The following is a 25,951-nucleotide window of genomic DNA, read 5'->3' as shown; positions in this document are numbered from 1 at the left end:
GCGTGGGACCTCGTGGGCCTTGTCATCAGCCGCCGCCGAGGGCGGCTTCCCGGCTCAGGCTCCCGGGTAGGAATCGATGTTCCACCAGTGGCCATCGAAGTCGGCGACGCATGCGTTGCGGCCGCCGTGAAGTGCATAGTTTGGCTCGGTGACGGTCGATGCTCCGTGTTCCAAGGCCGTGGCGAAGAGGCTGTCGACGTCCTCGTCGCTGGCGACCACCAAGTTGCAGATCCCTGGCCCGTAATGCGGGTCACCGTCCTGAGTAGAGCCGAGCATGATGCCCCCATTGTCGCGCCAGGCAAGTTGCGCATGGGTCACCACGGTCGAGTCATCCGGGTCCCGCACGACCATCGCCGTGGTGAAGCCGATGGCTTGAAGGAAGTTGATGCCTCGATCGGCATCTGTGTAGCGCAGGCAGTGAAACAGCTGTGGTCTCGTCATGGCTACAGCCTTGTCCTTGGAGCGCTTGAGCGTCTTGAAGCAATGGGAAATCAGCCCTCGACTGGCGCAGCGTCCATCCCGTCATCGACCTCCATTCTCGGGACAGGTGCGCCTGGTCGCTGTAACCAGCCGCTGCCGCAATGTCCGAAGGAAGGGCGCCGCTCTGGACAAGTTTCTTGGCGTGCTCGAAGCGAGCGATCCGCGCCACCTGCTTGGGCGAGAGACCGGTCTCGAGGTTGAACAGGCTGGAAAGTCGCCGTCTGGACAGACCAACGTCTCGAGCTAGGTCGGCGATGGGGATTGTGCCCCGGGCCTGATGGATCCGCGCCAGCGCTTCGACCATGTCTGCTCGCGGTGTGTGGGGATGCTGCTCGAGCCGTTTGGTGAGGAATGCCGCCAAGAGTTGGAACCGTCCTAGCCAAGTTGACTGCCGCAGCTGGTCGAGCAGGTGTGGGGGCCACTGGAGATCTGTCACATCAACCATCAACCCCGCCAAGGCCCCGGCTGGTAGTCCAAGAAGCCGGCGGGCCGAAAGGGGGTGAATCGACAGTTCGAGTCCCTGCTGGCGTCCCCTCGACTGGATCAAGGCCGGCGCGGTGTGAAGACCGGAAGCCAGTACGTCCAGTAACTGCCGTTCACCGCCATCAAGCCAGCCACAGTCGATGGGTTCTGCGAGCGACAGCACCACCGTGACGCCCATCGAGGGAACCCCGTGATGGACGGCTTCGGTACTGGCGAAGTCGTACCCCACCCAGGAAAGGAGATGGGGCTGCAACCTCTGCGGGATGGATGGCTGCCAGACGGGCATGCCACCAACCCTAGAGAAGCCCGGCTCAGAGAACCGACAGTGATCTGGCGCCCATGGTGGTGTCCGCTACACCCTCGTCAGCCACCCACTGCCATGCCCGTTGCGGCTCAATCAACGTCTCCGGTCAGTACACCTAGGGCTTGGTAGATCTGTCCATGTTGAGACTGGAGCCGAGCGGTAAAGCAGCCTCCAGGGCCTTGTGAAGCTCTGCGCCGCTTCCCCCAGGCGACAGATCTGGCCCGCGCTGGGCGTTTCTTGCAGGCGCTGCGTCGACGGGGAGGCTCGTCAGGCGACGTGTGCCGCGCGCTCGTGAACTTCCATCGCGTCACCGGAGCGGGCGCGGGCGAGGCGCTTCATGCCGTCGGCGGGGCGGATGGGGTCCGGCCACTTCGGTGGCAGCGTGTCGCCCTCGCGCACACCGTTCATCCGTCGTCGCATGAGCGGCACCACCTCGGAAGCGAGCCACCGCCCCTCGGTGCGCAGCGTCTCGCGCCAGTCCGGGCTCTCGAAGGGCCCCAGCTCGGGCAGCTTCAGCGTGTGCGGCACACCCAGCTCGCCGAGCACGTACGCCGCGAGATGCTTGTGGCCCACCTTGCTCATGTGGATGCGATCGAACGCCCACATCCGCCGGTCCTCGAACTCGCGGTACTGCGTGTGATCGATGAGCAGGCACCCGTAGCGTGCAGCGAGCGTCCGCACGGCGTCGTTGTAGTAGACGATCCGACGGCGTAGCGGCTCCAGGGCCGTCGAGATCTTCACGTCGAACGTCGTGAACAGCATGACGTCGGCGCCCGAGGAAACGAGTCGATCCAGAGCGCTCTCGTAGCGATCCATGATGCTGCGCATGTCGGCCCGCACCGCGAGGATGTCGTTGCCGCCTGCATAGAAGGAGATGAGCGTCGGGTTCAACGCGAGTGCGGCGTCGAACTGTTCGTCGACGATCTCGTCGAGGCGTTTGCTGCGAATGGCGAAGTTCGCGTACTCCCAGGAGGAGTCGGCCTTTCCCAGCTGGCGCGCCATCCGGTCGGCCCAACCACGCACCCCGTTCGGGTACATGAGGTTGGCGTCACCGACGCCCTCGGTGAACGAGTCACCCACCGCAACAAAACGTCCGTTCATCGCCGCGACGGTAGGCGTGACGGGCGACGCTGCCATGGCGACGCGGGGGACGGCCCGAGACGGGATCGTGAAGCGCGCGTGAATGACCCGGCGGCGTCACGGTGGTGACGCCGCTCGACGTGTCACGGGTGGGCGCCCGTCGTCGTCAGATCTGCGGGTTGTTCCTCGCGATGACCTCGACGGCGCTCTTGCTCTCGACGAGACCGAGCCCGGTGGCCTTGCGGTACACCGCGATCGCCTCGACCTCGCGGCCGTTGTTCACGAGGTAGCTGACACGCTGGGAGATGTCCTGGCCGCTGCGCAGATCGGTCACCTCCTGCTCGAGCTGGCGCACGCGCTTCTGCAGCGCGAAGTTGCTCAGCGCGACGAGCACGAGAAGGATCAGCGCGATGACGAACGCCCAAGTCATTCGGGGGACTCCTTGAGTGGGGGAACGCCGCCCAATCTACCGGCGGCGCGTCCTGTGGCAATCGGCGAGCTCGCTTGGCACAGTGGTGGCATGACCGAGTACCTCATGATCTTCCCCGAACGCGAGATCGCCGACGAGATCGCTGAAGACCTGCTTGAGGAGGACGACTTCACCGAGGTGCGCGTCGTCCGCGAGGCGCTCGCCGGTGAAGAGGACGACGAAGACCACGACTGGGGCGTCTACGTGCGTCAGGCGACGATCGACGACGCCGCCTCCGCCGTCGCGCAGGCGCTCGCCGAGCGCTTCGAGAAACTGGCCGAGGAGAACGGCGGCTGGCTCGACGACAACCCCGCGCAGCAGCCCACCCGCTGACCGACGCGCGCTGACCGACGCGACGAAGCGCCGCACCCCCTTTCGGGCGTGCGGCGCTTCGCGTTGTGCGTTTCAGGCGTCAGCTTGCGGCCAGCTCGGAGAGCTTCTGCAGGCTCTCCTCGAGCGCGTGCTCCTGGACGAGCGGGAAGTGCACCTTCTTGAGCAGTTCCTTGTCGGTGACCTTGCTCCAGTCGTACGTGAGGGTCACCTCGGTCTCGTTCGGGCCCTTCGCGTCGAGCTCGTACATCCACTCCCAGCCCTTCGGCTCGGTGCCGGCCGGCGCCGTCTGCCAGGCGACGAGCTTGTCGTCGACGTAACCGGTGACGTGGTTGTCGGTCTGGTACTCGCCGCCCATGTGCTCGCCCTCCATGTTCATGGTGAACACCTGGCCGACCTTCTGGATGCGGTCGCCGTGGTCGACGCTGCGGATGAAGCCCGAGCCGTCGAGCTTGACGTGCTCGGCCGGGTTGGTGAGCACGTTGAACACGCTCTGGGCCGGAGCCTCGATCGTGCGGGTGACGGTGATCTTCTGGTTGTCAGTCATGCCTTCACCTTTTCTCACTCGGCAGCGCTCCGCAAGGGGGGGCCGCAGGGGAGCGTGCCTTCGACCGCTCCGGTAGCGTGAACGTGAAACCGGGTGGCGCGCACCGCGCCACGGACGAAGGAGTCACAGATGAGCGACCAGCGAGGCGTCGAGCGCCCCTTCGACGGGCGCCGCGACGAGGCGGACGGCATGGTGCTGCACGAGGAGCGCCTGACGCCCGGCGTCGAACGCTACGAGGTGGGGCGGGTCGAGGTGCGCAAGCGCATCATCGTCGAGGAACTGACGGTGACGCTGCCCGTGCGCCGTGAGGTGGCTGACCTCGTGCGGGTCTACGACGACGGCAGCGAGGAGGTGCTCGATCTGCCTCCGTCCTACTGGGAGCCGCGCATCGAGGACCGCACCGGCGGCATGCCGTACGGCTCGAAGGAGACCCCCGCCGGCGCCTACGGCGAGGCCGAAGGCCGGGACGACGATGCCATTGACGGCGTGCGCTCCGACTCACGCGACGAGGTCTACGACGGCCAGCGCGACGAACGCGAGCGCTCCGGAGCCCGCCGTTCGGCAGAGGCCGACGGTTACGACGTCGTGCTGCACGAGGAGCGCCCGGTCATCAGCACCGAGGTGTACGCCGTCGAGCGGCTGCGTCTGAGCGTCGACCGCGAGACGCAGAACATGACCTACACCGACACGGTGCGCCGAGAAGTCGTCGACTTCGACCTCGACGGCGACACCTACCCCGACGTCACCCGCTGACACGGAGGACGGGAGGCGGTGGTCCACGATTGCGCCTCGTCGTCCGTCGCCCCGCACGGCGGGAACGTGGTCGCACGTGAGCGGCGCGCCCTCGACGGGAAGCGCCGCACCCAGCACGAACAGGGCATCGTGCCCCGGGGTACCGCTGGAATAGTTCAGCAGCAGAGGCGTTGAGCCTGAGCACGATTCAACCTGATCCGGAGGTCACACCATGTCCGAGTCCAAAAAGCCCCAGGCCGACGAGGCCGAGCACGGCGCGTACTTCCCCTCGGTGTACTCCCTGGGCCAGTACGTCCCGGCGAAGAGCGACTTCGACGGCGGTGAGAAGCACACCGTGACCGAGGGGCCGAAGAAGATCCTCGCCGTCATGGTCGATGAACGTTACCTGCCCGTCGAGGGCGAGGCGCTGTTCAGCACCGGCAACCACCCGATCGAGACGCTCGTACCCCTCATGCACCTGAGCGAGGCGGGGTACGAGATCGAGATCGCGACGCCGTCCGGGCTCATGGGCAAGTTCGAGTACTGGGCGTTCCCCAAGGAGGACGACGCCGTCAAGGACGCGTTCGAGACCCTGTTGCCCAAGATCCGCAACCCGAAGAACCTCGCGGACGTCGTGAAGAACGAGCTGGGCGCCGACAGCGAGTACGCCGCCATCTTCATTCCGGGCGGTCACGGTGCGATGATCTCGCTTCAGGATGACGAGAACGTCGGCGCGGCGCTGCGCTGGGCACTGGACGTCGACCGCTACGTCATCACCCTCTGCCACGGTCCGGCTGCGCTGCTCGCGGCCAGCGAGAACGGCTCCTCACCGTTCGACGGCTACTCGATCGCGGTGTTCCCCGACTCTCTCGACGAGGGCGCCAACGTCGAGATCGGCTACCTGCCGGGCAAGCTCACCTGGGCGCTCGGTGAGGCGTTGCGCGCTCAGGGCATCACGCTCGTCAACGACGACATGACCGGTGCCGTTCACGCAGACCGCAAGCTGCTCACGGGCGACAGCCCACTGGCCGCGAATGCGCTGGGCCGTCTCGCCGTCGAGCACCTCACCGGCACGGTCTCCTGACGCGATCGTCTGCGCCCGGCTTGGGTGGTGGAATCCTCGCTTCGCTCCGGTCCCACCACCCAAGCCGTTCTTGTCAGCCCGCGATCGCATGACGCGGTTGCCTGCGCCCGGAGCCAGCGCGGACATCCTCGCTCCGCTGCGGTGCCCACGCAGGCTCCGTTCTTGTCAGCCCGCGATCACATGACGCGGTTGCCTGCGCCCGGAGCCAGCGCGGACATCCTCGCTCCGCTGCGGTGCCCACGCCGGCTCCGTTCTTGTCAGCCCGCGATGTCGTATTCCTTGAGGCGCTTCTTGTCGGTCTTGCGCCCCGAGGCCTGCAGGGCCAAAAGCTCCGCATAGATGCCGCCGGAGACGGCGAGTTCCTCAGGGGGCCCGATCTCGTCGATGCGCCCGTCACGCAGCGTGACGATGCGGTCGACCGTGCTGATCGTCGAGAGGCGGTGCGCGATGATGAGCGACGTGCGCCCCTCCATCAGCTCGTCGAGGCCGGCCTGCACGAGGCGCTCCGACTTCGTGTCGAGCGCGCTCGTCGCCTCGTCGAGAATGAGGATCGGGGCGTCCTTGAGCATCGCTCGCGCCACGGCGATGCGCTGCTTCTGCCCACCCGAGAGCTTGAGGCCGCGTTCGCCGATCGTCGTGTCGTAGCCGTCGTCGAAACGGCGGATGAAGATGTCGGCGTTTGCGCGCTTCGCGGCGTCGACGATCTCTTCCTCGCTCGCGTCGGGCCGCCCGTACGCGATGTTCTCCCGGATGGTTCCGCTGAACAGCGAGCTGTCCTGGAAGACCACGCCGAAGTCCGAGCGCAGCTGCGCGAGCGGCGTCTCGTCGACGTCGCGACCGAAGACGCTGAGGCGGCCCTCGCGCAGGCGGTAGAGGCCGAGCAGCAGGCTGATGAGCGTCGTCTTGCCGCCGCCCGACTCGCCGACGAACGCGATGCGCTCACCGTGTCGGATGGAGAGGTCGATGTGCTCGAGCACCGCGCGATCGTCGTCGTAGCCGAAGGTCGCGTCGTCGAACTCGATCACGGTGTCGTCGCGGCCGTCGACGCTCCCACGAGCCGTCGCGCTGCTCGCCCGCGACGCCGGCGCATCGTCGGCAGCGAGGGCGGCGATGTCACGCTCGGGCATTTCGTCGAGCACCTTGAAGTAGTCGCGGCTGCCCGCGACGGCGCGCTGGCCCGAGTCGACGAGGTAACTCATCATCATGACGGGCTGGCGGGCCATGTTGACGAGCTGGATGAGCAGCACCATGTCGCCGATGGTGAAGACGCCGCGCACGGTCTGTACGAACACGATGGCGTACACGCCGAAGAAGATGACGTTGAGCGAGCCGCGGCGGGCGGCGTCCATGAGGTGCCAGTAGCGCGACTGCACGCGCGTGGTCGCGACGGTGCTGGCGTACCGGTCGTCGAACGACGTGAGCTCGCGCTTTTCCTGGCCGAAGCTCTTGACGACGCGGATCTGCCCGACGACCTCCGCGAAGCGGCCGCCGGCGATGTCGAACTGCTCGTTCTTCTGTTGCTCGAGCACCTGCCACTTCTTGCTCGTGAGCGTCGTCAGGTACATGTAGACCGGGAAGACGATGAGCAGCAAGAGCGCGAGTGGCCACGAGTAGACCGCCGAGATGATGAGTACCGCGAACGTCGTGAGCAACATCGGCAGGAAGTTGTTCGCGAACATGTTGAGGAACTGCGTCGTCTCGGAGATGTTGCGCGACAACCGGTTGATGATCGTGCCGGTCAGTTCACGGTCGAAGTAGCTCTGCGGCAGCGTGAGCAGCTTCTCGAAGTAACGCGTCGACAGGATGCGGCGCATGCGTACCGCGGCGACGTCACCGATGTACCCGCCGATGTTGCTGATGAACGTGTTCGCGAGGTCAGCGACGAGTAGCGCGACGGCGAACCACACGATCGTCTTCACATGCCCGTCGGTGTGCCCACCCGCCTTGACGACATCGACGACCTCGTCGGTGGCACCCGAGATGATGAACGGCATGAGCAACGCCGTTGCGGTGATGAGCACCGAGGTGAAGAGGATGGCGACGTAGGAGGGCCACAACACGCGTGTGGAGGAGAGGATCTTGCCGAGACTGCGCACAGTTCAGAGTCTCACCGGGGTGTGACAACCCGAAATCGCGTCAATCGTCCGGCGCGAGCCGCGAGGATGGTTGCGGGGGCTCGCGGGCTCCGATCAGGCGTCGCCTCCCTGGCTCGTCGAGGTCCGCATCTCGCAGCAGCGAACCGGCAGCGACGTCGGTGACCGTGTCGTTGGTGGAGAAACGCCGCACTGGCGGCAGCCTTGAGTGGAATAGGCTCAACTTTCCTGTCGTTGACGATGACAAGCAGTGTTGCACCCAGTAGAACTGTTCCCAGTGACACGGTGAAAGCAGCACGCATCGCACACGTTTCAAGGGCAAGGAGTCAGCCAATGGATCTTCAACTAACCACGAAGGCGCAGGAGGCCCTCTCCGGCGCCGTCACCGCAGCGCAGACGGCGGGCAACCCGTCGATCGAGCCTGCCCACATGCTCAAGGCGCTCGTCGAGCAGACCGACACGACGACGCGTCCCCTGCTCGAGGCCTCGGCATCGAGCCCGGCCGCCGTCACGGCGGAGGCCGACCGCGTGCTCGCCACGTACCCCAGCTCGAGCGGCGCCAGCGTCGGACAGCCGGGCATGAGCCGCGAACTGCTCAACATCCTCGAGCAGGCGCGCACGATCATGTCGTCGATGGGTGACTCGTTCACCTCCACCGACCACATCCTTCTCGCGCTCGCGCGCACCGGCCGTTTCTCGTCGCTCGACGCCGAGGGCATCGAGGCTGCGATCCCGGGCACACGTGGCGGGCGCAAGGTGACGAACGCCGACCCGGAGGGCACCTTCGAGGCGCTCGAGAAGTTCGGTACCGACCTCACCGCCGTCGCCCGCGAGGGCAAGCTCGACCCGGTTATCGGCCGCGACAGCGAGATCCGTCGCGTCGTGCAGGTGCTCAGCCGCCGAACGAAGAACAACCCGGTGCTCATCGGTGAGCCCGGCGTCGGCAAGACGGCCGTCGTCGAGGGCCTCGCGCAGCGCATCGTCGCCGGTGACGTGCCGGAGAGCTTGCGCGACAAGCGCCTCATTTCGCTCGACCTCGGCGCCATGGTCGCCGGAGCCAAGTACCGCGGCGAGTTCGAGGAGCGCCTCAAGGCCGTTCTCGAGGAGATCAAGAGCTCCGACGGCGAGATCGTCACCTTCATCGACGAGATCCACACGGTCGTCGGCGCGGGCGCCGGCGGCGACTCGTCGATGGACGCGGGCAACATGCTCAAGCCGATGCTCGCGCGCGGCGAACTGCGCCTCGTCGGCGCGACGACGCTCGACGAGTACCGCGAGAACATCGAGAAGGACCCGGCGCTCGAGCGTCGCTTCCAGCAGGTGTTCGTCGGTGAGCCGAGCGTCGAGGACACGATCGCCATCCTGCGCGGGCTCAAGGAGCGCTACGAGGCGCACCACAAGGTGGCCATCGCGGACCAGGCGCTCGTCGCCGCGGCGTCGCTGAGTGACCGCTACATCACGAGCCGTCAGCTGCCCGACAAGGCCATCGACCTCATCGACGAGGCCGCATCGCGCATGCGCATGGAGATCGACTCCTCGCCGGTCGAGATCGACCAGCTGCGCCGTAGCGTCGACCGTCTCAAGATGGAGGAGCTGCACCTCGAGAACGAGACCGACCCGGCGTCCGTCGACCGGCTCAAGAAGCTGCGGGCCGACCTCGCCGACACCGAGGAGCAACTCGCCGCGCTGACGGCGCGCTGGGAGGCGGAGAAGGCCGGCCTCAACAAGGTGGGTGACCTCAAGGCTCAGATCGACGACCTGCGCACGCAGGCCGAGCGGCTGCAGCGCGAGGGCGACTACGCGTCGGCGTCGAAGCTGCTCTACGGCGACATCCCGACGCTCGAGAAGCAGCTCGAGGAGGCCCAGGCGGCCGAGGCCACCAGCTCGACGGCCGGTGGTGAGGCGCCGATGGTCTCCGAGGAGGTCGGAGCCGACGACATCGCCGAGGTCATCGCAGCATGGACCGGCATCCCCGCAGGCCGCCTGCTCGAGGGCGAGACCGAGAAGCTCCTGCGCATGGAGGACTTCCTCGGTGAGCGTCTCATCGGCCAGCGTGATGCCGTGGAGGCTGTGTCCGACGCCGTGCGCCGTTCGCGCTCCGGCATCGCCGACCCCGATCGTCCGACCGGTTCGTTCCTCTTCCTCGGCCCGACGGGTGTGGGTAAGACGGAACTCGCGAAGTCGCTCGCCGACTTCCTCTTCGACGACGAGCGCGCCATGGTGCGCATCGACATGTCGGAGTACTCGGAGCGTCACGCGGTGGCTCGCCTCATCGGCTCGCCGCCCGGATACGTCGGGTACGAAGAGGGCGGTCAGCTCACCGAGGCCGTGCGTCGTCGCCCGTACTCGGTCGTGCTGCTCGACGAGGTGGAGAAGGCTCACCCCGAGACCTTCGACATCCTGCTGCAGGTGCTCGACGACGGACGCCTCACGGACGGTCAGGGCCGCACGGTCGACTTCCGCAACGTCATCCTCGTCATGACCTCGAACCTGGGCAGCCAGTACCTCGTCGACCCGACGATGAGCCCGGACGCGAAGCGTGACGCCGTCATGGGTGCGGTGCGCGGGCAGTTCAAGCCCGAGTTCCTCAACCGTCTCGACGAGGTCGTCATCTTCGATCCGCTGACGCAGGACGAGCTCTCGCACATCGTCGAACTGCAGGTGGCGTCGCTCAGCCGCCGCCTCGCCGACCGCCGCATCACGCTCGACGTGACGCCGGCCGCGCGCGAGTGGCTGGCCGCGACGGGTTACGACCCGGCCTACGGCGCACGTCCGCTGCGCCGACTCGTGCAGAAGGAGATCGGCGACCGCCTTGCGCGCGCGCTGCTCGGCGGCGAGGTGCTCGACGGGCAGAACGTCGTCATAGACGTCGAGCGCGGCGAGGCGCTGAAGATGCCCGAGGGTGTCGAGGCGCCGGCGGGTATGGAGGCTCCGGTCACGGGCCTCAAGGTCGTGCCCGGTGCCGTGAGCTGACACGTTCCCTCACGAGAGGCGGCGGTTCCCCTGGGAGCCGCCGCCTCTCTTCGTGTCGGCCACGGTTTCTCGTTCAGGGGAGCACCCTTGGGAGGGGACCAATCCCACCCGATTGGCGGTAAGTTCGAATCATGGGAAACAACGACTCGGCAGTGCCCGCGGGCGGCTCCCGCTACCTCGTCGCCTGGGGTGGCGACAAGCGCTCCCAGGACGCCCTCAAGCTGGGCTCCGTGCTGGCGCGCACCTTCGACGCCACACTCGACATCGTCTACGTCGTGCACCACCCCACGCACACGGCGACGCTGGCCATCGGCGACACGAGCTTCGAGAAGGGGGTGGAGAAGGAGGCCCGCGGCTGGCTGAAGAAGGCCGCGAAGTCGGTCGACAAGGACGTCAACGTCGAGACGCACGTCGCGCACGACACGTCGATCACGCAGGGCATCCTGCGCACCGCCGAGCAGCTCGGCTCGGCCATGATCGTCATCGGTGCCGGTTCCGGCCCCGGTCAGGCCGTGGCGACGAACCCCATCGTCGGGGGTCTGCTCCACGCGAGCCCCGTTCCGGTGGCGATGGCGCCGCGTAACTACCGCAAGTCGAAGTTCGACACCCTCGCGTCGCTGTCGGCGGCCATCGGCCCGCGCCCGGGCGCGCAGGAGATCGTGCTCGAGGCAGCCGAGGGTGTTGCCCGCGTCGGCCTGCCGCTCGACCTCGTCTCGCTCGTCTCGCTCAAGGACGACAAGCAGCTGCACGTCGACGGTTTCGACGAGGCCGAGCGCGTGCTCGCTAATGCGGCGAAGCGCATCGGTGCGCGCGCCGACGTCACGACGCGCGTCGGCAAGGGCCGCTCGCTCAAGCACGCCGTCAAGAAGATGGACTGGGACGAGCGCACCGCCCTCATGGTCGGCTCCTCGCGCCTGGCGCGCGGGCGCACGACGTTCCTCGGCACGTCGGCCACGCGCATGCTCGCCGCTCTGCCGGTGCCGATGATCATCGTTCCCCGCAGCGACGCCCGCTGAGGCTGACGCCTGGTTGACCGCGAAAAGTGGAGGTTGTGCACGATATTTCGTGCACAACCGTCACTTTCTGCATCACTGGGGTTCGGGGCCACCGCTCACTCGGCGGGCGCGCCACAGCAGGAGGGCCGCGCCGACGGCCGTGGCCGAGCAGATCGCCCAGACGGCGAGGTAGCCGCCCAGCGGCGCGTGGTCGCCCACGTCCTCCGTCTGCCCGGCCGAGGCCAGGCACAGGGCGAAGATGCTGGACGCGATCGCGCCGCCCACCGTCTTCGCCATGTTCGTCAGCCCCGTCATCTGGCCCGTGTGCGACGCCGGTGCCGCACCGGCGGCGGCCACCGGGAGCGCCGCCACGAGGGCGCCGCTTCCGATTCCGGCGATCATCATGTTGACGAGCAGGCCGACGACCGAACCGTGACTGACGACGTTGAGCCCGTACCCGAGCGCCACGAGGCACGCGGCCACCGCCAACGCGCCGAACTCGCCGAGCCGCTTCGCGAGCGCGGGCGCCGTCACGGCACCGAGCCCCATGGACAGCACGTAGCCGCCGATGAGCATCGAGACCCCACCCGCGCTGGCGCCGAGGCCGTAGCCCGTGACGTCCGGGTCGGTGCGGGCGAACGTCGACAGCGGGATTTGGGCGCCGAGCACGCTGAAGCCGAACAGGCCGGTGGCCAGCTGCACCGACAACTGACGGCGCTCACGCAGGAGGCGTACGTCGATGACCGGGTCGGGGTGGCGCATCTCGTGGCGCACGAACGGCACGACAAGGCCGGCTCCGACGACGAGGGCCAACCACGGCCACGGGCTTCCCGGCCCGACGAAGCGCACGAGCATCAGCCCGGCCATGACGGCGAGCAACAACCCGCACAGCAGCGCGGCACCCGGCAGGTCGAGGCGGTGCGAGCCCGTCGGGGGCGTCTCGGGCACCCCGAACCAGATGACGACGAAGCACGCCGTGATCGCGACTGCCGGGATGGCGAGCAGACCCGTCATGCCGATCACCGGTTGGAGGGCGCCTGACGTCAGCGCTCCTGCGATGACGCCGACCTCGAGCGCGAGGACGAGCACGGCAGCAGCCGTCCGGGTGCGCGAGCTATCGCCCTTCGTGCGCCGGTGAACGAGCGCGATCTCGAGCGGCAGCCACACGACGTACGGCCCCATGAGCGCCCAGGCGATGAGGAAGAGCCAGAAGTTCGGCGCGAAGGCGACGCCCCATGCGGCGCACGCCGTGATCGCACTGGAGAGCAGGAGCACGCGTTTGTGCCCGACGATGTCGCCGAGGCGCGCCAACACCGGCACCGTGACCGCGGAGACGAGCAACTGCGCCGCCTCGAACCAGTTCACATCGGCGTCGTGGATGCCCAGATGCCGCGCGATATCGGTGTAGAGCGGCGTGAAGTAGCCCTGGATGACGCCGGACGTCAGTTCCACCACGACGAGGAAGCCGACGACGGCGGCGATCTTCGGAACGACGTCGCCGCCCGATCGCGTGCTCAGCTCCACGGGAATCAGGCCTCCTCGACGAGACGCTCGTACCAGCGCACGCCCTCGAGCCACGAGGCCCGCGTGATGCGCTCGTCGACGTTGTGCAGACTCTCGCGCTGCGCTTTCGACATATGGAACGGGGTGAAGCGATAGACGTGCGGCCACACGGCGTGGAAGTGACGGGCGTCCGTGGCCTGGTTCATGACGTAGGGAGCGACGTGGGCGTCGGCCAGCACCTCGCGTGTCACGCGGCGCAGCGTCTCGAACGCGGGGTGATCGACGGGCGCCACCTGCGTCGGCCCGCTGCCGCCGATGAGCTCGACCTGTGCGTGGGGCCTGACGGCCCGCTCGACGGCGCCCACCGCTTCGTCGAGGCTCTCGCCGACGCTGATGCGCATGTTGACGCCGGCTGTCGCGGTGGTCGCGATGACGTTCTGGGCCTTGGAGCCTTCGAGCATCGTGACGGCACGCGTCGTGCGGACGATGGCGGCGGTTTCGGGGCCGAGGCGCGTGAGAACCCGGGCGAAGAGGCCGCTCGCCGACCCGATCCGGCCCAGGACGAGGGAGAGCGGGCGGGCCGCCACCTCGGCGACCGCATCGAACATCGCGACGGCGGTCGGCGTCAGCCGCGCGGGGGCGGGGTTGGCGTCGAGTGCCGAGATGGCGCGGGCCAGTTTCGCCGTGGCGCCGCCCGTCTTCGGGGTCGAGGCGTGCCCGCCGTCGCCGTGTGCGACGAGCCGGAGATCGGCCGTGCCCTTCTCGGCGACGCCGATCATCGCGACGGGCTTCGTCACGCCGGGGAAGACCTCGGAGGCCACGGCGCCGCCCTCGTCGAGCACGAGGAACGGCGTGACGCCGCGCGCCCGCAATGCCTCGACGGCGGCCGCGGCGTGATGACCCATGACTTCCTCGTCGGCGCCGAAGGAGAGCCAGACGTCGCGACGGGGCGTGACCCCGCGGCCGAGCAACCGCTCGATCGCCACGCAGATGGCGACGAGGGAACCCTTGTCGTCGAGTGTTCCCCGGCCCCAGAGGAACTCCCCGTCGTCATGGGCGTCGAAGGGCGGGTGGGTCCACGTGTCGCTCGGTTCGATCGGGACGACGTCCTGGTGAGCCATGAGGACGAGCGGATCGGCGTCGGTGGTTCCGCCGACGCGCAGAAGCAGAGCGTCGCCCGGCACCTCGACCGACTCCGCCGCGGCGAACAGCAAGGGGAATGACGAGCGCAGCGTCTCGTGAAACGCGCTGAACACCGCGGCGTCGTAGGCGCTTCCGGCGACGGTCGGGTGGCGCAACGCGGCACGGAAAGCGGCCACCGCGTCGTCGTCCGTCATCGCCTGGGCAGGGTCGTGGTTCGACATAGGCTCACGCTACGACCGAGGCCCGGCGCCCCGTGCCGAAACCGCCCCACCCCATGACGATGTTGAGCGGTGAGCGCGGCATCGGTGTCGCGCTCACCGCTCAACATCGTGAGGGGGTCGTGGCTCAGTGCTCGTCGGTGGCCTTCGAGTCCGTGAGGGAGCGGGCGCCCAGGGCCACGAAGCCGGCGACGACGACGGCCATGATGGCGAAGCTGACCTGCTCGTCGTGGATGAAGTTGTCGACGAGCGCCTGCGGCCACTGGCCACCGGGAAGGTTGATGCCGACGATGATGGCCATGACGGTGCCGATGATGGCGACGCCGACCGAGTTACCGAGCTCCTGCACGGTGTCGTTGAGCGCGGCACCGAAGGACGTCTGGTCGTCGGGCAGGTCGCCCATGAGGGCGAGGGCGGCGCTGCTCATGGTGCAGCGGACGCCGACGACGAGGATCATCGTGGCTGCCGCGATGGCGATGAAGTTCTGCGCGACGGCGAACGTCATGACGACGAGGCCGAGCACGGCCATCGAGCCGCCGAAGACCGACGTCTTGCGCTGACCGATCGTCGCGATGAGCTTGTCGGCCAAGGGCGACGCGGCGAGCATCGCGAAGACGAACGGCAGGTTGGCGAAACCGGCCTCGACCGGGCTCCAACCCCAGGCGAACTGGAACTGCTGCGAGGTGCCGTACATCGTGCCGACCATGGCGAGCATGACGGCGGTCTGGATGAGGGCGCTGCCGCGGACGGTGGGGCGAGCGAGCAGGTTGAGGTCGACCATCGGATTGGCGGCGCTGCGCTCACCAAGGTAGAAGCCGATGCCGGCGGCGATGGCGACGGCGAAGCAAGTGAGCGTCGTCGTCGAGGCCCAGCCGTTCTGTACGCCGCGGGTGAAGGAGTAGAGGCCGACGGCGAGCGTCGTGATGGAGAAGAAGGCGCCGACGGTGTCGAGGCTGCCGGTGCGAAGTTCGCTCTTCTCGTCGGCCGGGATGCCCCAGGCAACACCGAGCACGGCGATGAGGGCGGCGGGCGCGTTGAGCAGGAGCAGGACGTGCCAGCTCTTGTGTTCGACGGCGAGGCCCGAGAGCACCGGGCCGATGGCGAAGCCGATCATCGCGACGGTGACGATGAGGCCGATCGCCTTGCCGCGCAGCTTGTCGTCGTCGAAGAGGCGGAAGGTGAGTGACATCGTGGCGGGGGCCATGAAGGCGGCCGCCATGCCGAGCAGGGCGCGGATGGCGGCGAGCTGCCACGCCGCGTCGATGAAGAGGACGCCGAGGCTGACGGCGCCAAAGGCGCTGAGGCCGAGGAGGAGGCTGCGGCGGCAACCGAACATGTCGCCAAGCGTTCCGCCAGGCGCGCCCGTGGACGGCGGCGCACTTCATGCACGACATGGAGCTGTAGGAGAACTCACTCGTGTTCTGGGAGGGCATCGGCCAACACCTGTTGCGCCTCGACCTCACGGATCGGCACCGCTTCCAGGCCGTTTCGGCCGTCGTCAACTACGTCGTCGGCATGGGCGCGCAGATGGCGATCGAGCAGGCACCCGAACCCGAGCCGGGGGAGAACCCCGACGAGATGCGCGAGCGCTATCTCGGCGAGTGGGCCGACACGTGGATGCAGCGCGACCCCGAGGTGTTTCCCTTCGCACACTCGATGGCGCCGATCTTCCGCGACCACGACGACTTCGAGCAGTTCGTCGCCGGCCTCGACCTCATCCTCGCGGGGCTGGAGCGTCAGGCAGGGCTCGCCTGACGGCAAGCCGCCCCGAGAAGTTGCCTGGGAAACGCGGGACCGGTGCCCCGGTGGCCGCTCAGGATCGGAGGATGGCGGCGGCCACCTCGTCGGGCGCCTCGTAGGTGAGCATGTGCCCCTTGCCCTCGAGGAACTGAGCGTCGGCGTCCGGCAGTGCCTCGGCGAGCGCCTTGGCGTGCCGCGGCGGGGTGAGCATGTCGCGCGTGCCGACGAGAATCGTCACCGGGGTGTCCTTGAGTGACTCAAGGGCCGCGAGTTCGTCGTGGGCCATGAGGGCCTTGTAGTAGCTGCCCGTCGTCGACAGGCGGGTGCCGCGCATCTGGGCGCGCGCGGCGATGACGTCCTCCTTGCGGGCCTCCTGGCCGAACGCGATGCGCTGCGAACGCGTCGTCGCGAAAACGCCCGGGCGCCACGGGATGTGGCTCAGGGCCCGCATGGCGAGTGCTTCGCCGGGGATGCGCAGGCCGCGCAGCTGCCCGGCGGACGTCGCCACGAGGACGACGGACGTGACGCGCTCGCGCACAACGTCGGGGTGCATGCCCGCGAACGCCATGATCGTCATACCGCCCATCGAGTGGCCCGCCAGGATGATCGGTGAGCCCGCCGGAACGGCCTTCTCGATGACGAGGGCGAGGTCGTCCCCGAGCGCGTGGACGCTCGCCTCCCCGCCACGTCGTGCGCCACCGGCGACGCTTGAGCCGCCGTGTCCGCGCTGATCCCACGCCACGATGCGACGCCCGCCCTCGGCGGCGAGCCGCTCGGCGACGGGCTCCCAGGAGCGGTGATCCAGGGTCCACCCGTGCGCCATGACGATCGTCGTCGCGTCCGGGGCGAGACCGGCCGGTTCGTGGACGAAGACGGCAAGTCGGGCGCCGTCGGGAGCAGTCACTTCGCGGGTGTTCCAGTCGATGCGGGCCATGAACACACCCAAACACACGCTGCCGCCGTCAGGTGGGCGGAACCGGGAAGGCTCCGGCGAGCGTCTCAATCGGGAAACGCCAATGCGCACAAATGGGGCGCTCGCGCGCCCCCGATGGATAGGTTGACCGCATGACCGCACAGTTGCCCTCCCGCCGCATCGCGCTCGCCGGAGCTTTCGCCACGCTCGCCCTGGCCGGGTGCTCGTCGACGAAGAAGTCCGACACGTCGGACGACAGCGACGCCAGCACGCGCCTCAAGGCCGCGCAGGACGTCATGGCGAAGACGGCGGGTTACCACGTCAAGCTCACCTCCTCGGGGACGCCGGACCAGGAGTCGTCCCTGAAGTCCGGTGAGGGTGACGTCGTCAACTCGCCGCAGTCGTTCAAGGGCACGGTCACCGCGAACACCGGCGGCAGCGACGTCAAGGCCGAGGTCATCAGCATCGAGAAGGAGAGCTGGGTCAAGCCCGGCTTCTCGTCGAAGTACATCGCCGTCAACCTCGACGACATGGGTGTGCCGCTGCCGTCGTCGCTGTTCAACGCCTCGAAGGGCCTCCCGGCACTGCCGGTGCTGAGCAAGGACATGAAGAAGACGGGCGAGAAGCTCGTCGGCGGCGAGAAGGTGACCCTGTTCAAGGGCACGGTCGACGGACCCACCGCCACGAAGGCCATGGGCTTCGGGCGCACGCGTAAGGACTACACGGTCGAGGTCGGTCTCAACGACAAGAACGAGATGCGTTCGATGTCGATCAACGGTTCGTTCTTCGACTCCTCCGACGCCACGTACAACCTCGAGATGTCGAAGTTCGGGCAGAAGGCGACGATCTCCAAGCCCGCATGAGCACCGACGCCACCGTGACGCCCGCGGTGAGCGAGCCGACGCCCCGATCGAAGGCGCTGCTCGCCACAGCAGCGCTCGCCGTCCTGTTGACGGCTGCCGACACCTACGTCGTCGTCCTCGCGCTCGAGGAGATGATGTCGGGCGTCGGGCTCGGTATCGACCAGCTGCAGCGTGCCGCGCCGATCGTCTCGGGCTTCCTGCTCGGCTACATCGCGGTGCTTCCCCTCATCGGGCGGCTGTCCGACCTCGTGTCACGCCAGCGCGTGCTCCTGTGGTGCCTCGTGCTCTTCGGCCTCGGCAGCGTCGTGACGGCGCTCGCCGTGGACCTCCCGGTCATCGTCGGAGGCCGTGTCATTCAGGGCATCGGCGGTGGCGGCCTCGTGCCCGCCACGCTCGCCCTGGTGGCCGATCTCCTGCCGCGCGAACGCCGCGGCGTCGCCCTCGGCATGGTCTCGGCCGTGCAGGAGATCGGTGCCGTCATCGGCCCGCTGCTCGGAGCAGCCGTCCTCGCGTTCTGGTCCTGGCGTGCCATCTTCTGGCTCAACGCCGGCGCGGCGGTCGTCCTGGCCGTCGTCATCGCCGTGCTCGGCCGGGGCGCGCCGACCGGTGAACCGCTGCATCTCGGCGCTCGCTCGAGGTGGGTCGCACGCGTCGGCTGGATCGCCGGAGCGCTCGGCACGGCCGTCGTCATCTTGGCGCTGTGGGCGCCGGAGAAGCTGACGTCCAACGTCACTTACGGCCCGCCGTTCGTGCCGTACGAGGGCTACACGTCCCGCCTCATCACGCCGATCGGGTTCTGGGGTCTCGGCCTGCTCGCCGGCTTCGTCGTGCTCACGGCTCCGGTGTGGTGGCCGCGCCTTCGGGCGGTCGACGTGTTCGGTGCGGCCCTGCTCACCGGCGCGCTGGCGTGTGTCGTGTGGACGTTCGCCACCGCCGACTCCTCGAAGCAGGCCATGAGCGACTCGGGTGTCTGGCTGCTGCCGGTCGCCGGGGTGTTGCTCGTCGGCTACGTCGTGCGGCACCTGACGGCGAAGCAGCCGCTCATCGAGCGCGGCGTGCTCACCGGACGTGTGCCTGCGGCGCTGCTCGTGTCGTTCCTCGTCGGGACGGCCCTCGTGGCGGTCGTCGTCGAGATCCCGGTGCTCGCGCGCCTCACGATGACGAACTCGCAGACGACGGCAGCCCTCGTCCTGCTGCGCTTCCTCGTCGCCGTGCCGATCGGTGCGCTCGTCGGCGGTCTCCTGCTGCGCCGCATCGGCCCGGCGTTCGTCGCGGCTCCCGGGCTCGTGCTCGCGGGCGGGGCCATCCTCGCCATGTCGGGGTGGCGCAGCGGAGCCCTCTCCGATCTCGTCATCTCGACGCTCGTGCTCCTCGTCGCGGGCTTCGGCATCGGTCTCGCCATCGCCCCCGTCAACGACGCGGCGTTCGCCGACGCCCCGGAGAGCGCGCACGGCGTGACGTCCGCGCTCGTCGTCGTCGGCCGCATGATGGGCATGGTCGTCGGACTCGCGCTGCTCACGGCCGTCGGTCTCCACCGCTTCTCTACGGAGATGCAGAAGGTCGACCGGCCCAACGCCCAGACGGTGCGCGACGCCGGCGTCGTCCAGGTGCACACCGTCTTCATCGGCGCCGGCGTCGCGGCACTCGTGGCTGCCGCGATCGCACTGTTCTTCCTCGGCCGCTCGGTCATCGCCGCACGCGACGTGGCGGATCCGCTGGAGAGCTGATCGATGTCGGCTCAGGTCCGACAACGTGAAGGAGGCAGGCACCCCAGCCAGGTGCCTGCCTCCTTCACGTTCGCTCGGAACTCAGCGCTCGCGCTGCATGAGCCGCGAGACGATGTAGAACGGGAGCGCTACGAGCAGGGCGCCGCCGATGAAGTTGCCGAGCGTCGTCGTCGCGAGGTTACGCAGCATGCCGTGATCGCCGAAGTCCCACGTGATGGGCGTGGCGGGCGCGGCGTCGGGGTGGAACGCGTGGAGCAGCCACGGGAAGCCGATGAAGCCGATGTTCGCGATGACGTGCTGCGTGCCGCCGACGACGAAGGCGAACGGGCCGTAGAACGCGAACGCCATCCGGGTGCCTTCATTGCGTGCCTTGAAGAACATGAACATGGCGGTCTGCAGGAACCAGGTGCACAGGACGGCGAGCAGGATGGCCGAGAACGTGCCCTCACCGCTCTTCGCGACGCCGACCTTGAGCGCCTGCTCGGTGAACGGCTTCGCGAGATAGGGCCCGCCGGCGAGGGCAGCCACCGTCACGAAGAAGAGTGTGCCGAGCAGGTTTCCCACTAGCCCGAGGCCGAGGAATCGGCCGTACGCGCCCACGCCGATCTGGCGGCGCAGCAGGAGGATGAGGCCGGCGGCCATGTCGGCGGTGATGAGCGAGACGCCCGAGACGAGGATGAGGACGAACGACATCCCGAAGGCCAGGCCCATGACGAGGGATTTGAGGCCGGGTGTCGACACGCCGGTTGCCACCGTCAGGGAGAGCAGGACGCCGAAGGCGACGAAGACGCCGCCGACGAGGGAGCGCACGAAGTGCGACAGCGGGTGGCTCGCCTTCTCCAGGGCGCCTGCGGCGACGCGGTCGACCATCTCGGGGATGGTCGAGAACTCGGAGACGGGCCGCGCTGCGGGCGTCGGGCTCGTGCCGGACGAGCGGTGCGCAGGCACGTGCTCGTCGCTGTTCCGGGCGTCCGAGGCGCTGTCGCCCGGGCGCTCGAGGGTGTCGGTCATGGTGGTCCTTCTGGTTTCGGTGGAGCGTCAGATCTCGTAGGTGAGGGCTGCTTCGTTCCAGTCGTGCATCGTGCCGGAGTGGTAGAGCAAGGGGCTCTTGTCGTTGCGCTGCATCTCCTCGATGTGGACGCAGGATGCGACGAAGCCCCGGCGTCACCGGTGGGGCGACGTCGGGGCTTCCGATGTGAGTGATTGGACGGCGTCAGTTCTCCGCGCGCCGCAGGATCTGCTGGGCCTGCTTGAACACCGGCCCGTCGACCATCTGACCCTCGTACGTGAAGACGCCGCGCTCGCCCTCGGCGGCTGCGAGGAGGCCCTCGGCCCAGGCGACCTGCTCGTCGGTGGGCGCGTAGGCGTCGCGGATGACCGCGACCTGCTTGGGATGGATGGCGACCTTCGCGTCGAAGCCGATGTTCACCCCGTCGTCGGTCTCCGCGGCGAGGGCGTCGAGATCGCCGATGTCCATGAAGACCGAGTCGAGGGCGAAGCAGCCGTGGGCCTTGGCGGCGAGCAGGACGCTGCCGCGCACCTGCGTCACGATCGGGTGATAGCTGCCGTCGGCGAGGCGGCTACGGCGCCCGCCGAGCCCTGCGGTGAGGTCTTCCGAACCCCACATGAAGCCGACGACGTTCTCGGCCGCTGCGATCTGGGAGGCGTTCACCGCGCCGAGCGGCGACTCGACGAGGGCGATGACCTCGTACCCGTCGAGCTTGTCGACGTCGGCGCGCGTCTCCGTCTTCGCGAGCATGACGCGCCGGTAAGGCGTCTTCTCGAGCGCGGCGAGGTCGTCGGCGAACTCGTCCGTGGTGGCCGCGTTGACGCGCACGAGCGTGCGCTCGACGTCCTGCGGGTCGTCGACGACCGACTGACGCGCGCCCGCCTTGGCGTCCGGGCTCACCGCGTCCTCGAGGTCGAGGATGACGACGTCCGCGGCTGCCGCGGCCTTCGCGTAACGCTCAGGGCGGTCGGCGGGGCAGAAGAGCCAGCCGGGGCCGGGCATCGTCCACGAGGTTGCAGTGTCCATCGGTTCCTCCGGGTCGAAGACGGTGACGGTTGGGGTAAGTGGTGACGGTCAGACGTCACCACTTACCCCAACCGTCACCAGGTGCAGATCATGAGGTCGGCTGGTTCAGGAAGCCGGTGCGCACTTCACGAGCGTCTGACGCACCGCCACCGCGACGACGTCGCCGTGCTGGTTGCGCCCGGTGTGACGCAGCGTGACGATGCCCTGGCCTGGGCGCGATTTCGACTCGCGCTTGTCCTCGACGGTCGTCTCCGCGTAGAGCGTGTCACCGGCCTTCATCGGCGCCGGGAACGAGATCTCGCTGAAGCCGAGATTCGCGACGATGGTGCCCATCGTCAGCTGCGCGACGCTGAGGCCGACGAGCGTCGACAGCGTCCACATCGAGTTGACGAGGCGCTCGCCGAACTCCGTCTCGGCGCCGTAGGCGGCGTCGAGGTGCAGGGCCTGCGTGTTCATCGTCAGCGTCGTGAACAGAGTGTTGTCGGCTTCGGTCGCCGTGCGTCCGGGGCGGTGCAGGTAGGTCGTACCCACCTCGTACTCCTCGAACCACAGGCCGCGCTGCTCGACGGTCTTGCCCTGCGTGACGTCGTCCGGCGTCTCGGGGATGGGGGTCATGGGAGTGTCCTCACTCGTGCGTGTGGCGTGTTCAGGAACATTTTCTTGGGACTCTTCGGTCACTCGTTCCGGTCCGGTGCTCGCTGCGCTGCGCTCGGATCCTCGGGAGTGATTCAGAGTCAGCATTTTTGTGGGGACTCTTCGGTCACTCGTTCCGGTCCGGTGCTCGCTGCGCTGCGCTCCGATCCTCACGAGTGATTCAGAGTCCCAGTTCCCGGGCGATGAGCATGAGCTGCACCTCGGTGGTGCCCTCGCCGATCTCGAGGATCTTCGAGTCGCGGTAGTGGCGCGAGACCGTGTACTCGTTCATGAAGCCGTAGCCGCCGTGCACCTGCGTGGCGTCGCGGGCGTTGTCCATGGCGGCCTCGGAGGCCACCATCTTCGCGACGGACGCGGCCTTCTTGAACGGCTTGCCGGCCAGCATGAGCGCTGCCGCGTTGTAGTAGGCCGAACGCGCGGCGTGGGCGCGGGCCTCCATGCGGGCGATCTTGAACTGGATGGCCTGATAGGCGCCGATGTTCTGCCCGAACGCCTGACGCTCCTTCGCGTACTTCACCGACTCGTCGACGCAGCCCTGCGCGGCACCGACGGCGAGTGCCGCGATGGCGATGCGGCCCTCGTCGAGGATGCGCAGGAAGTTGGCGTAGCCACGGCCGCGCTCACCGAGGAGGTTGGCCTTGGGCACGCGCACGTCGTCGAAGCTGAGGGGGTGCGTGTCGGAGGCGTTCCAGCCCACCTTGTCGTAGGCCGGTTCGGCGGTGAAGCCCGGCGCGGAGGTCGGGACGATGATCGTCGAGATCTCCTTCTTCGTGCGGCCGTCGCTCGTCTGCGACTCACCCGTGACGGCGGTGACCGTGACGAGCTTCGTGATGTCCGTGCCGGAGTTGGTGATGAACTGCTTCGAGCCGTTGATGACCCACTCGTCGCCGTCCTCGCGGGCCGTCGTCTTCGTGCCCGACGCATCGGAACCGGCACCGGCCTCCGTCAGACCGAAGCCACCGAGGGCCTCACCCGAGGCGAGCTGCGGCAGCCACTCGCTCTTCTGCTCCTCGTTGCCGAAACGGAAGATCGGCATGGCGCCCAGGCCGACGCCGGCCTCGAGCGTGATGGCGACGCTCTGGTCGACCTTCGCGAGCTCCTCGAGGGCGAGGCACAGGGCGAAGTAGTCGCCGTCCATGCCGCCGTACTCCTCGGGGAACGGCAGCCCGAACAGGCCCATCTCGGCCATGCCCTTGACGACCTCGTACGGGAACGTGTGGTTCTTGTCGTGCTCGGCGGAGACGGGCGCAACGACCTTCTGGCTGAAGTCGCGCACCATCTTCTGCAGGTCGGCGTACTCGTCGGGCAGATTGTCGGCCGCGAGGAACGACGTGTTCATCGGTTTCTCCTTCGTTCGGGAGGAAGTCGGTGTGCTGGTATCGGCGCGCGTGACGCGCCGCGGGTGATCGGTCAGGTGGCGTCGGGTGGGGTGATGCGGGCGAGCACCTCGTCGACGGCCACCTGGGTGCCGGCGGGGGCGAGGATCTCGACGGTGCCGTCGATGGGCGCGGTGAGCGAGTGCTCCATCTTCATGGCCTCGACGATGACGATCGTCTGGCCCGCGCTCACCTCGTCGCCGTTCTCCACCTGCACCGCGATGACGGCGCCCGGCATCGGGCTCTTGATGTCGTCGCCGGCCGCGGCCGCCGCGTCACCGTGGAGGCTGACGTGCTTGGCCTCCTTGACCGCGAACGTGCCCTCGGGCGAGCCGACCCACACGGTGCGCACACCCTGCTTGTCGGTGACGACCTCGGTGCTGAACGTGCGGCGCAGCCCCGCCGTCGTCATGACGAGACGGCCCGAGCCGTCACGGCGCGTGATCGTGGCGCGAGTGGCGTCGCTGCTCGCGGCGTCGGCCTGCGGCTGGCTCGCCTGCTGGGGCGGCAGACCGCGGCGCAGCGTGACCTCCTCGCCGCCGTCCTTCGTCGAGACGAGGGCGACTTCGGTGACGCTCGTGCCCGATTCGGTCTCGGCGTCGGCCACCTCGAAGCGCACCGTCCGTGCGCTGCGGCGTCCGCCGACGCGCCAGCCGTCGATGCCCCGCCACACGGCCTGAGCCCCCGTCGGGGTGGTTTCGGCGTCGGAAGAAGGCGCGAGCAGCGTCGCCGCAGCGGCGACGAGCACGTCGTCGGGGGCCGGGGTTGCCACGTAGTCGCCGACGCGGGCGTCGAGCAGGCCGGTGTCGAGGCGTCCGGCTTGAACGTCGTCGTCGGCGAGGAGGAAGCGGACGAAGTCGATGTTCGTCGTCACGCCGAGCACGTGGGTCTTCGCCAGGCCCTCGTCGAGCGAGGCAAGAGCAGCGGCGCGGTCTTCGCCGTAGCCGATGACCTTGCTCAGCATGGGGTCGTAGTCGGAGCCGACGACGGTGCCACGGGCGATGCCGGAGTCGATGCGCAGGTTCGCGGCCTGCGGCTCGTCGAGCCCGACGACCGTGCCACCGGTGGGCAGGAAGCCGCGGGCCGGGTCCTCGGCGTACACGCGCGCCTCGACGGCGTGGCCGGTGAGCGTGACGTCGTCCTGGGTGAACGGCAGTTCCTCACCGGCGGCCACGCGCACCATGAGCTCGACGAGGTCGAGGCCCGTGACGAGCTCCGTGACGGGGTGTTCGACCTGCAGGCGGGTGTTCATCTCCATGAAGAAGAACTCGTCCGGCGCGTCGGCCGAGACGATGAACTCAACCGTTCCCGCACCCACGTAGTCGACGGATCGTGCTGTGTTGCAGGCTGCTTCGCCGATTCGAGCACGCGTTTCGGCGTCGAGCAGGGCCGAGGGCGCCTCCTCGATGACCTTCTGGTGCCGGCGCTGGAGCGAACACTCGCGCTCACCGAGGTGGATGACGTTGCCGTGCTTGTCCGCGATGACTTGCACCTCGATGTGGCGCGGGCGCAGGACGAAGCGTTCGAGGAAGAGCGTGTCGTCGCCGAAGCTCGTGGCGGCCTCGCGGCGGGCGCGGGCCACGGCGTCGGCCATGTCCTCGGCGCGCTCGACGACATGCATGCCCTTGCCGCCACCGCCGGCGCTCGGCTTGATGAGCACCGGGAAGCCGACGTCGGACGCGGCAGCGACGAGTTCGTCGTCGGTGAGACCGGGGCGCGCGATGCCCGGCACGACCGGCACGTCGAACGCCATGACGGCGTTCTTCGCGGTGATCTTGTCGCCCATCGTCTCGATCGCGTGCGCGCTCGGGCCGAGGAAGGCGATGCCGTTCTCCTCGCACGCGGCCGCGAAGGCCGTGTTCTCGGAGAGGAAGCCGTAACCGGGATGGACGCCGTCGGCGCCCGTGAGGCGGCACGCGGCGATGACGCGGTCGATGTCGAGGTACGGGTTCTTGGGCCGGCCGTCGGGGTAGCGCTCGTCGGAGGCTCCCTCGAGCAGTTCCGGGGAGGCGAGGCGGACCGCGTCGTCGGCCTCGCGCACGTGCAAGGCACCTGCGTCGGCGTCGGAGTAAACCGCGATCGAGCGGATGCCCATGTGTCGCAGCGTGCGGATGACGCGCACCGCGATCTCGCCGCGGTTGGCGATGAGGACGCTCGTGATGGCGCGCTGCCCGGGCGCCTGGGCCGTGGTCGTCGTGCTCTCGTTCAT

The 25,951-nt window shown here is 68.4% G+C and carries 22 protein-coding genes and 1 pseudogene; 8 read left to right on the top strand and 15 right to left on the bottom strand.

The annotated features are described in order from the left end of the window. Positions 1-54 precede the first annotated feature (54 nt). The 4 genes from K9D12_RS07645 to K9D12_RS07630 all read right to left on the bottom strand — a co-directional run bounded on the left by K9D12_RS07645 (position 55) and on the right by K9D12_RS07630 (position 2,777). Positions 55-441 (bottom strand): VOC family protein, encoded by a 387-nt coding sequence (locus tag K9D12_RS07645; RefSeq protein ID WP_047310491.1) that lies wholly within the window; start codon positions 439-441, stop codon positions 55-57. Next, the gene (locus tag K9D12_RS14845; RefSeq protein WP_225911068.1) at positions 329-784 is read right to left on the bottom strand and encodes a helix-turn-helix transcriptional regulator; all 456 of its coding nucleotides are present in this window, start codon (positions 782-784) and stop codon (positions 329-331) included. Before K9D12_RS14845 ends, K9D12_RS07645 begins: the two co-directional genes overlap by 113 nt. Positions 785-1,534: 750 nt before the next feature. Next, on the bottom strand, positions 1,535-2,368 hold the full coding sequence (locus K9D12_RS07635) for an SGNH/GDSL hydrolase family protein (protein WP_225911052.1): 834 nt from the start codon (positions 2,366-2,368) through the stop codon (positions 1,535-1,537). Positions 2,369-2,513: 145 nt separating this feature from the next. Beyond that, entirely contained in the window at positions 2,514-2,777 is a 264-nt protein-coding gene (locus tag K9D12_RS07630; RefSeq protein WP_118914607.1) for a hypothetical protein, read from the bottom strand. A gap of 90 nt (positions 2,778-2,867) precedes the next feature. Here K9D12_RS07630 and K9D12_RS07625 point away from each other — a divergent pair, with 90 nt between their 5' ends. Then, positions 2,868-3,149: a hypothetical protein gene (locus tag K9D12_RS07625; RefSeq protein WP_047310487.1), complete on the top strand. Its 282-nt coding sequence runs from the start codon at positions 2,868-2,870 to the stop codon at positions 3,147-3,149. Positions 3,150-3,228: 79 nt separating this feature from the next. On the opposite strand, the gene K9D12_RS07620 is transcribed toward K9D12_RS07625, so the two are convergent. After that, entirely contained in the window at positions 3,229-3,693 is a 465-nt protein-coding gene (locus tag K9D12_RS07620; protein ID WP_129664125.1) for an SRPBCC family protein, read from the bottom strand. Between the two features lie 129 nt (positions 3,694-3,822). Between K9D12_RS07620 and K9D12_RS07615 the strand changes: the two genes are divergently transcribed. Continuing rightward, positions 3,823-4,446 (top strand): DUF2382 domain-containing protein, encoded by a 624-nt coding sequence (locus K9D12_RS07615; protein WP_129664127.1) that lies wholly within the window; start codon positions 3,823-3,825, stop codon positions 4,444-4,446. 211 nt (positions 4,447-4,657) lie between these two features. Then, positions 4,658-5,509 (top strand): glyoxalase III HchA, encoded by an 852-nt coding sequence (hchA, locus tag K9D12_RS07610; protein ID WP_223059857.1) that lies wholly within the window; start codon positions 4,658-4,660, stop codon positions 5,507-5,509. A gap of 257 nt (positions 5,510-5,766) precedes the next feature. Here hchA and K9D12_RS07605 read toward each other — a convergent pair whose 3' ends face one another. After that, the gene (locus tag K9D12_RS07605; RefSeq protein WP_223059856.1) at positions 5,767-7,605 is read right to left on the bottom strand and encodes an ABC transporter ATP-binding protein; all 1,839 of its coding nucleotides are present in this window, start codon (positions 7,603-7,605) and stop codon (positions 5,767-5,769) included. Between the two features lie 330 nt (positions 7,606-7,935). Between K9D12_RS07605 and clpB the strand changes: the two genes are divergently transcribed. Both clpB and K9D12_RS07595 read left to right on the top strand, forming a co-directional pair. Then, complete coding sequence (gene clpB / locus K9D12_RS07600) at positions 7,936-10,575, top strand: ATP-dependent chaperone ClpB (RefSeq protein WP_047310482.1); 2,640 nt, start codon at positions 7,936-7,938, stop codon at positions 10,573-10,575. A gap of 131 nt (positions 10,576-10,706) precedes the next feature. Next, the gene (locus tag K9D12_RS07595) at positions 10,707-11,591 is read left to right on the top strand and encodes a universal stress protein (protein ID WP_047310481.1); all 885 of its coding nucleotides are present in this window, start codon (positions 10,707-10,709) and stop codon (positions 11,589-11,591) included. A 72-nt stretch (positions 11,592-11,663) separates the two neighbouring features. Here K9D12_RS07595 and K9D12_RS07590 read toward each other — a convergent pair whose 3' ends face one another. The 3 genes and pseudogenes from K9D12_RS07590 to K9D12_RS07580 form a co-directional block, all read right to left on the bottom strand. After that, positions 11,664-13,094, bottom strand: coding sequence for an MFS transporter (locus K9D12_RS07590; protein ID WP_129664133.1), 1,431 nt, complete (start codon positions 13,092-13,094; stop codon positions 11,664-11,666). Between the two features lie 5 nt (positions 13,095-13,099). Next, positions 13,100-14,437, bottom strand: coding sequence for a M20/M25/M40 family metallo-hydrolase (locus K9D12_RS07585; protein ID WP_225911051.1), 1,338 nt, complete (start codon positions 14,435-14,437; stop codon positions 13,100-13,102). 124 nt (positions 14,438-14,561) lie between these two features. After that, positions 14,562-15,782 (bottom strand): annotated as a pseudogene (locus K9D12_RS07580) (MFS transporter); the annotation flags it as partial. A gap of 68 nt (positions 15,783-15,850) precedes the next feature. Here K9D12_RS07580 and K9D12_RS07575 point away from each other — a divergent pair. Then, the gene (locus K9D12_RS07575; RefSeq protein ID WP_129664137.1) at positions 15,851-16,189 is read left to right on the top strand and encodes a TetR/AcrR family transcriptional regulator C-terminal domain-containing protein; all 339 of its coding nucleotides are present in this window, start codon (positions 15,851-15,853) and stop codon (positions 16,187-16,189) included. 58 nt (positions 16,190-16,247) lie between these two features. Here K9D12_RS07575 and K9D12_RS07570 read toward each other — a convergent pair whose 3' ends face one another. Continuing rightward, positions 16,248-17,108 carry an alpha/beta fold hydrolase gene (locus tag K9D12_RS07570; protein ID WP_129664139.1) on the bottom strand — a complete coding sequence of 287 codons (861 nt, stop codon included), beginning with the start codon at positions 17,106-17,108 and terminating at the stop codon, positions 16,248-16,250. A 131-nt stretch (positions 17,109-17,239) separates the two neighbouring features. Between K9D12_RS07570 and K9D12_RS07565 the strand changes: the two genes are divergently transcribed. Together K9D12_RS07565 and K9D12_RS07560 are read left to right on the top strand one after the other, a co-directional pair. Then, positions 17,240-17,950, top strand: a complete 711-nt coding sequence (locus K9D12_RS07565) for an LppX_LprAFG lipoprotein (RefSeq protein WP_129664141.1) — start codon at positions 17,240-17,242, stop codon at positions 17,948-17,950. Then, positions 17,947-19,677: an MFS transporter gene (locus K9D12_RS07560; protein WP_129664143.1), complete on the top strand. Its 1,731-nt coding sequence runs from the start codon at positions 17,947-17,949 to the stop codon at positions 19,675-19,677. Before K9D12_RS07565 ends, K9D12_RS07560 begins: the two co-directional genes overlap by 4 nt. An 81-nt stretch (positions 19,678-19,758) precedes the next feature. On the opposite strand, the gene K9D12_RS07555 is transcribed toward K9D12_RS07560, so the two are convergent. The 5 genes from K9D12_RS07555 to K9D12_RS07535 form a co-directional block, all read right to left on the bottom strand. Beyond that, positions 19,759-20,688, bottom strand: a complete 930-nt coding sequence (locus K9D12_RS07555) for a formate/nitrite transporter family protein (RefSeq protein WP_129664145.1) — start codon at positions 20,686-20,688, stop codon at positions 19,759-19,761. Between the two features lie 202 nt (positions 20,689-20,890). Next, positions 20,891-21,712 (bottom strand): CoA ester lyase, encoded by an 822-nt coding sequence (locus K9D12_RS07550; protein WP_129664147.1) that lies wholly within the window; start codon positions 21,710-21,712, stop codon positions 20,891-20,893. Between the two features lie 105 nt (positions 21,713-21,817). Then, positions 21,818-22,327, bottom strand: coding sequence for a MaoC family dehydratase (locus K9D12_RS07545; RefSeq protein WP_047310477.1), 510 nt, complete (start codon positions 22,325-22,327; stop codon positions 21,818-21,820). A gap of 199 nt (positions 22,328-22,526) precedes the next feature. Continuing rightward, positions 22,527-23,705: an acyl-CoA dehydrogenase family protein gene (locus tag K9D12_RS07540; protein ID WP_129664149.1), complete on the bottom strand. Its 1,179-nt coding sequence runs from the start codon at positions 23,703-23,705 to the stop codon at positions 22,527-22,529. A 71-nt stretch (positions 23,706-23,776) separates the two neighbouring features. Continuing rightward, positions 23,777-25,951, bottom strand: a complete 2,175-nt coding sequence (locus K9D12_RS07535) for a biotin carboxylase N-terminal domain-containing protein (protein ID WP_223059855.1) — start codon at positions 25,949-25,951, stop codon at positions 23,777-23,779.

This window comes from Dermacoccus sp. Tok2021, from assembly GCF_019895135.1.
Lineage (GTDB): Bacteria > Actinomycetota > Actinomycetes > Actinomycetales > Dermatophilaceae > Dermacoccus > Dermacoccus abyssi.
Note: the sequence above shows the minus strand (reverse complement) of the source record. Positions and strands in the feature narration are given on the sequence as shown.

Excerpts from the sequence above, each read along its gene's own strand:
- K9D12_RS07545 (WP_047310477.1), bottom strand. The coding sequence starts at position 22,327 with ATGACCCCCATCCCCGAGACGCCGGACGACGTCACGCAGGGCAAGACC.
- clpB (WP_047310482.1), top strand. The coding sequence starts at position 7,936 with ATGGATCTTCAACTAACCACGAAGGCGCAGGAGGCCCTCTCCGGCGCC.
- K9D12_RS07635 (WP_225911052.1), bottom strand. The coding sequence starts at position 2,368 with ATGAACGGACGTTTTGTTGCGGTGGGTGACTCGTTCACCGAGGGCGTC.
- K9D12_RS07540 (WP_129664149.1), bottom strand. The coding sequence starts at position 23,705 with ATGAACACGTCGTTCCTCGCGGCCGACAATCTGCCCGACGAGTACGCC.
- K9D12_RS07550 (WP_129664147.1), bottom strand. The coding sequence starts at position 21,712 with ATGGACACTGCAACCTCGTGGACGATGCCCGGCCCCGGCTGGCTCTTC.
- K9D12_RS07625 (WP_047310487.1), top strand. The coding sequence starts at position 2,868 with ATGACCGAGTACCTCATGATCTTCCCCGAACGCGAGATCGCCGACGAG.
- K9D12_RS07560 (WP_129664143.1), top strand. The coding sequence starts at position 17,947 with ATGAGCACCGACGCCACCGTGACGCCCGCGGTGAGCGAGCCGACGCCC.
- K9D12_RS07630 (WP_118914607.1), bottom strand. The coding sequence starts at position 2,777 with ATGACTTGGGCGTTCGTCATCGCGCTGATCCTTCTCGTGCTCGTCGCG.
- K9D12_RS07620 (WP_129664125.1), bottom strand. The coding sequence starts at position 3,693 with ATGACTGACAACCAGAAGATCACCGTCACCCGCACGATCGAGGCTCCG.
- K9D12_RS07535 (WP_223059855.1), bottom strand. The coding sequence starts at position 25,951 with ATGAACGAGAGCACGACGACCACGGCCCAGGCGCCCGGGCAGCGCGCC.
- hchA (WP_223059857.1), top strand. The coding sequence starts at position 4,658 with ATGTCCGAGTCCAAAAAGCCCCAGGCCGACGAGGCCGAGCACGGCGCG.
- K9D12_RS07570 (WP_129664139.1), bottom strand. The coding sequence starts at position 17,108 with ATGGCCCGCATCGACTGGAACACCCGCGAAGTGACTGCTCCCGACGGC.
- K9D12_RS07615 (WP_129664127.1), top strand. The coding sequence starts at position 3,823 with ATGAGCGACCAGCGAGGCGTCGAGCGCCCCTTCGACGGGCGCCGCGAC.
- K9D12_RS07645 (WP_047310491.1), bottom strand. The coding sequence starts at position 441 with ATGACGAGACCACAGCTGTTTCACTGCCTGCGCTACACAGATGCCGAT.
- K9D12_RS07595 (WP_047310481.1), top strand. The coding sequence starts at position 10,707 with ATGGGAAACAACGACTCGGCAGTGCCCGCGGGCGGCTCCCGCTACCTC.
- K9D12_RS07585 (WP_225911051.1), bottom strand. The coding sequence starts at position 14,437 with ATGTCGAACCACGACCCTGCCCAGGCGATGACGGACGACGACGCGGTG.
- K9D12_RS07555 (WP_129664145.1), bottom strand. The coding sequence starts at position 20,688 with ATGACCGACACCCTCGAGCGCCCGGGCGACAGCGCCTCGGACGCCCGG.
- K9D12_RS14845 (WP_225911068.1), bottom strand. The coding sequence starts at position 784 with ATGGTCGAAGCGCTGGCGCGGATCCATCAGGCCCGGGGCACAATCCCC.
- K9D12_RS07565 (WP_129664141.1), top strand. The coding sequence starts at position 17,240 with ATGACCGCACAGTTGCCCTCCCGCCGCATCGCGCTCGCCGGAGCTTTC.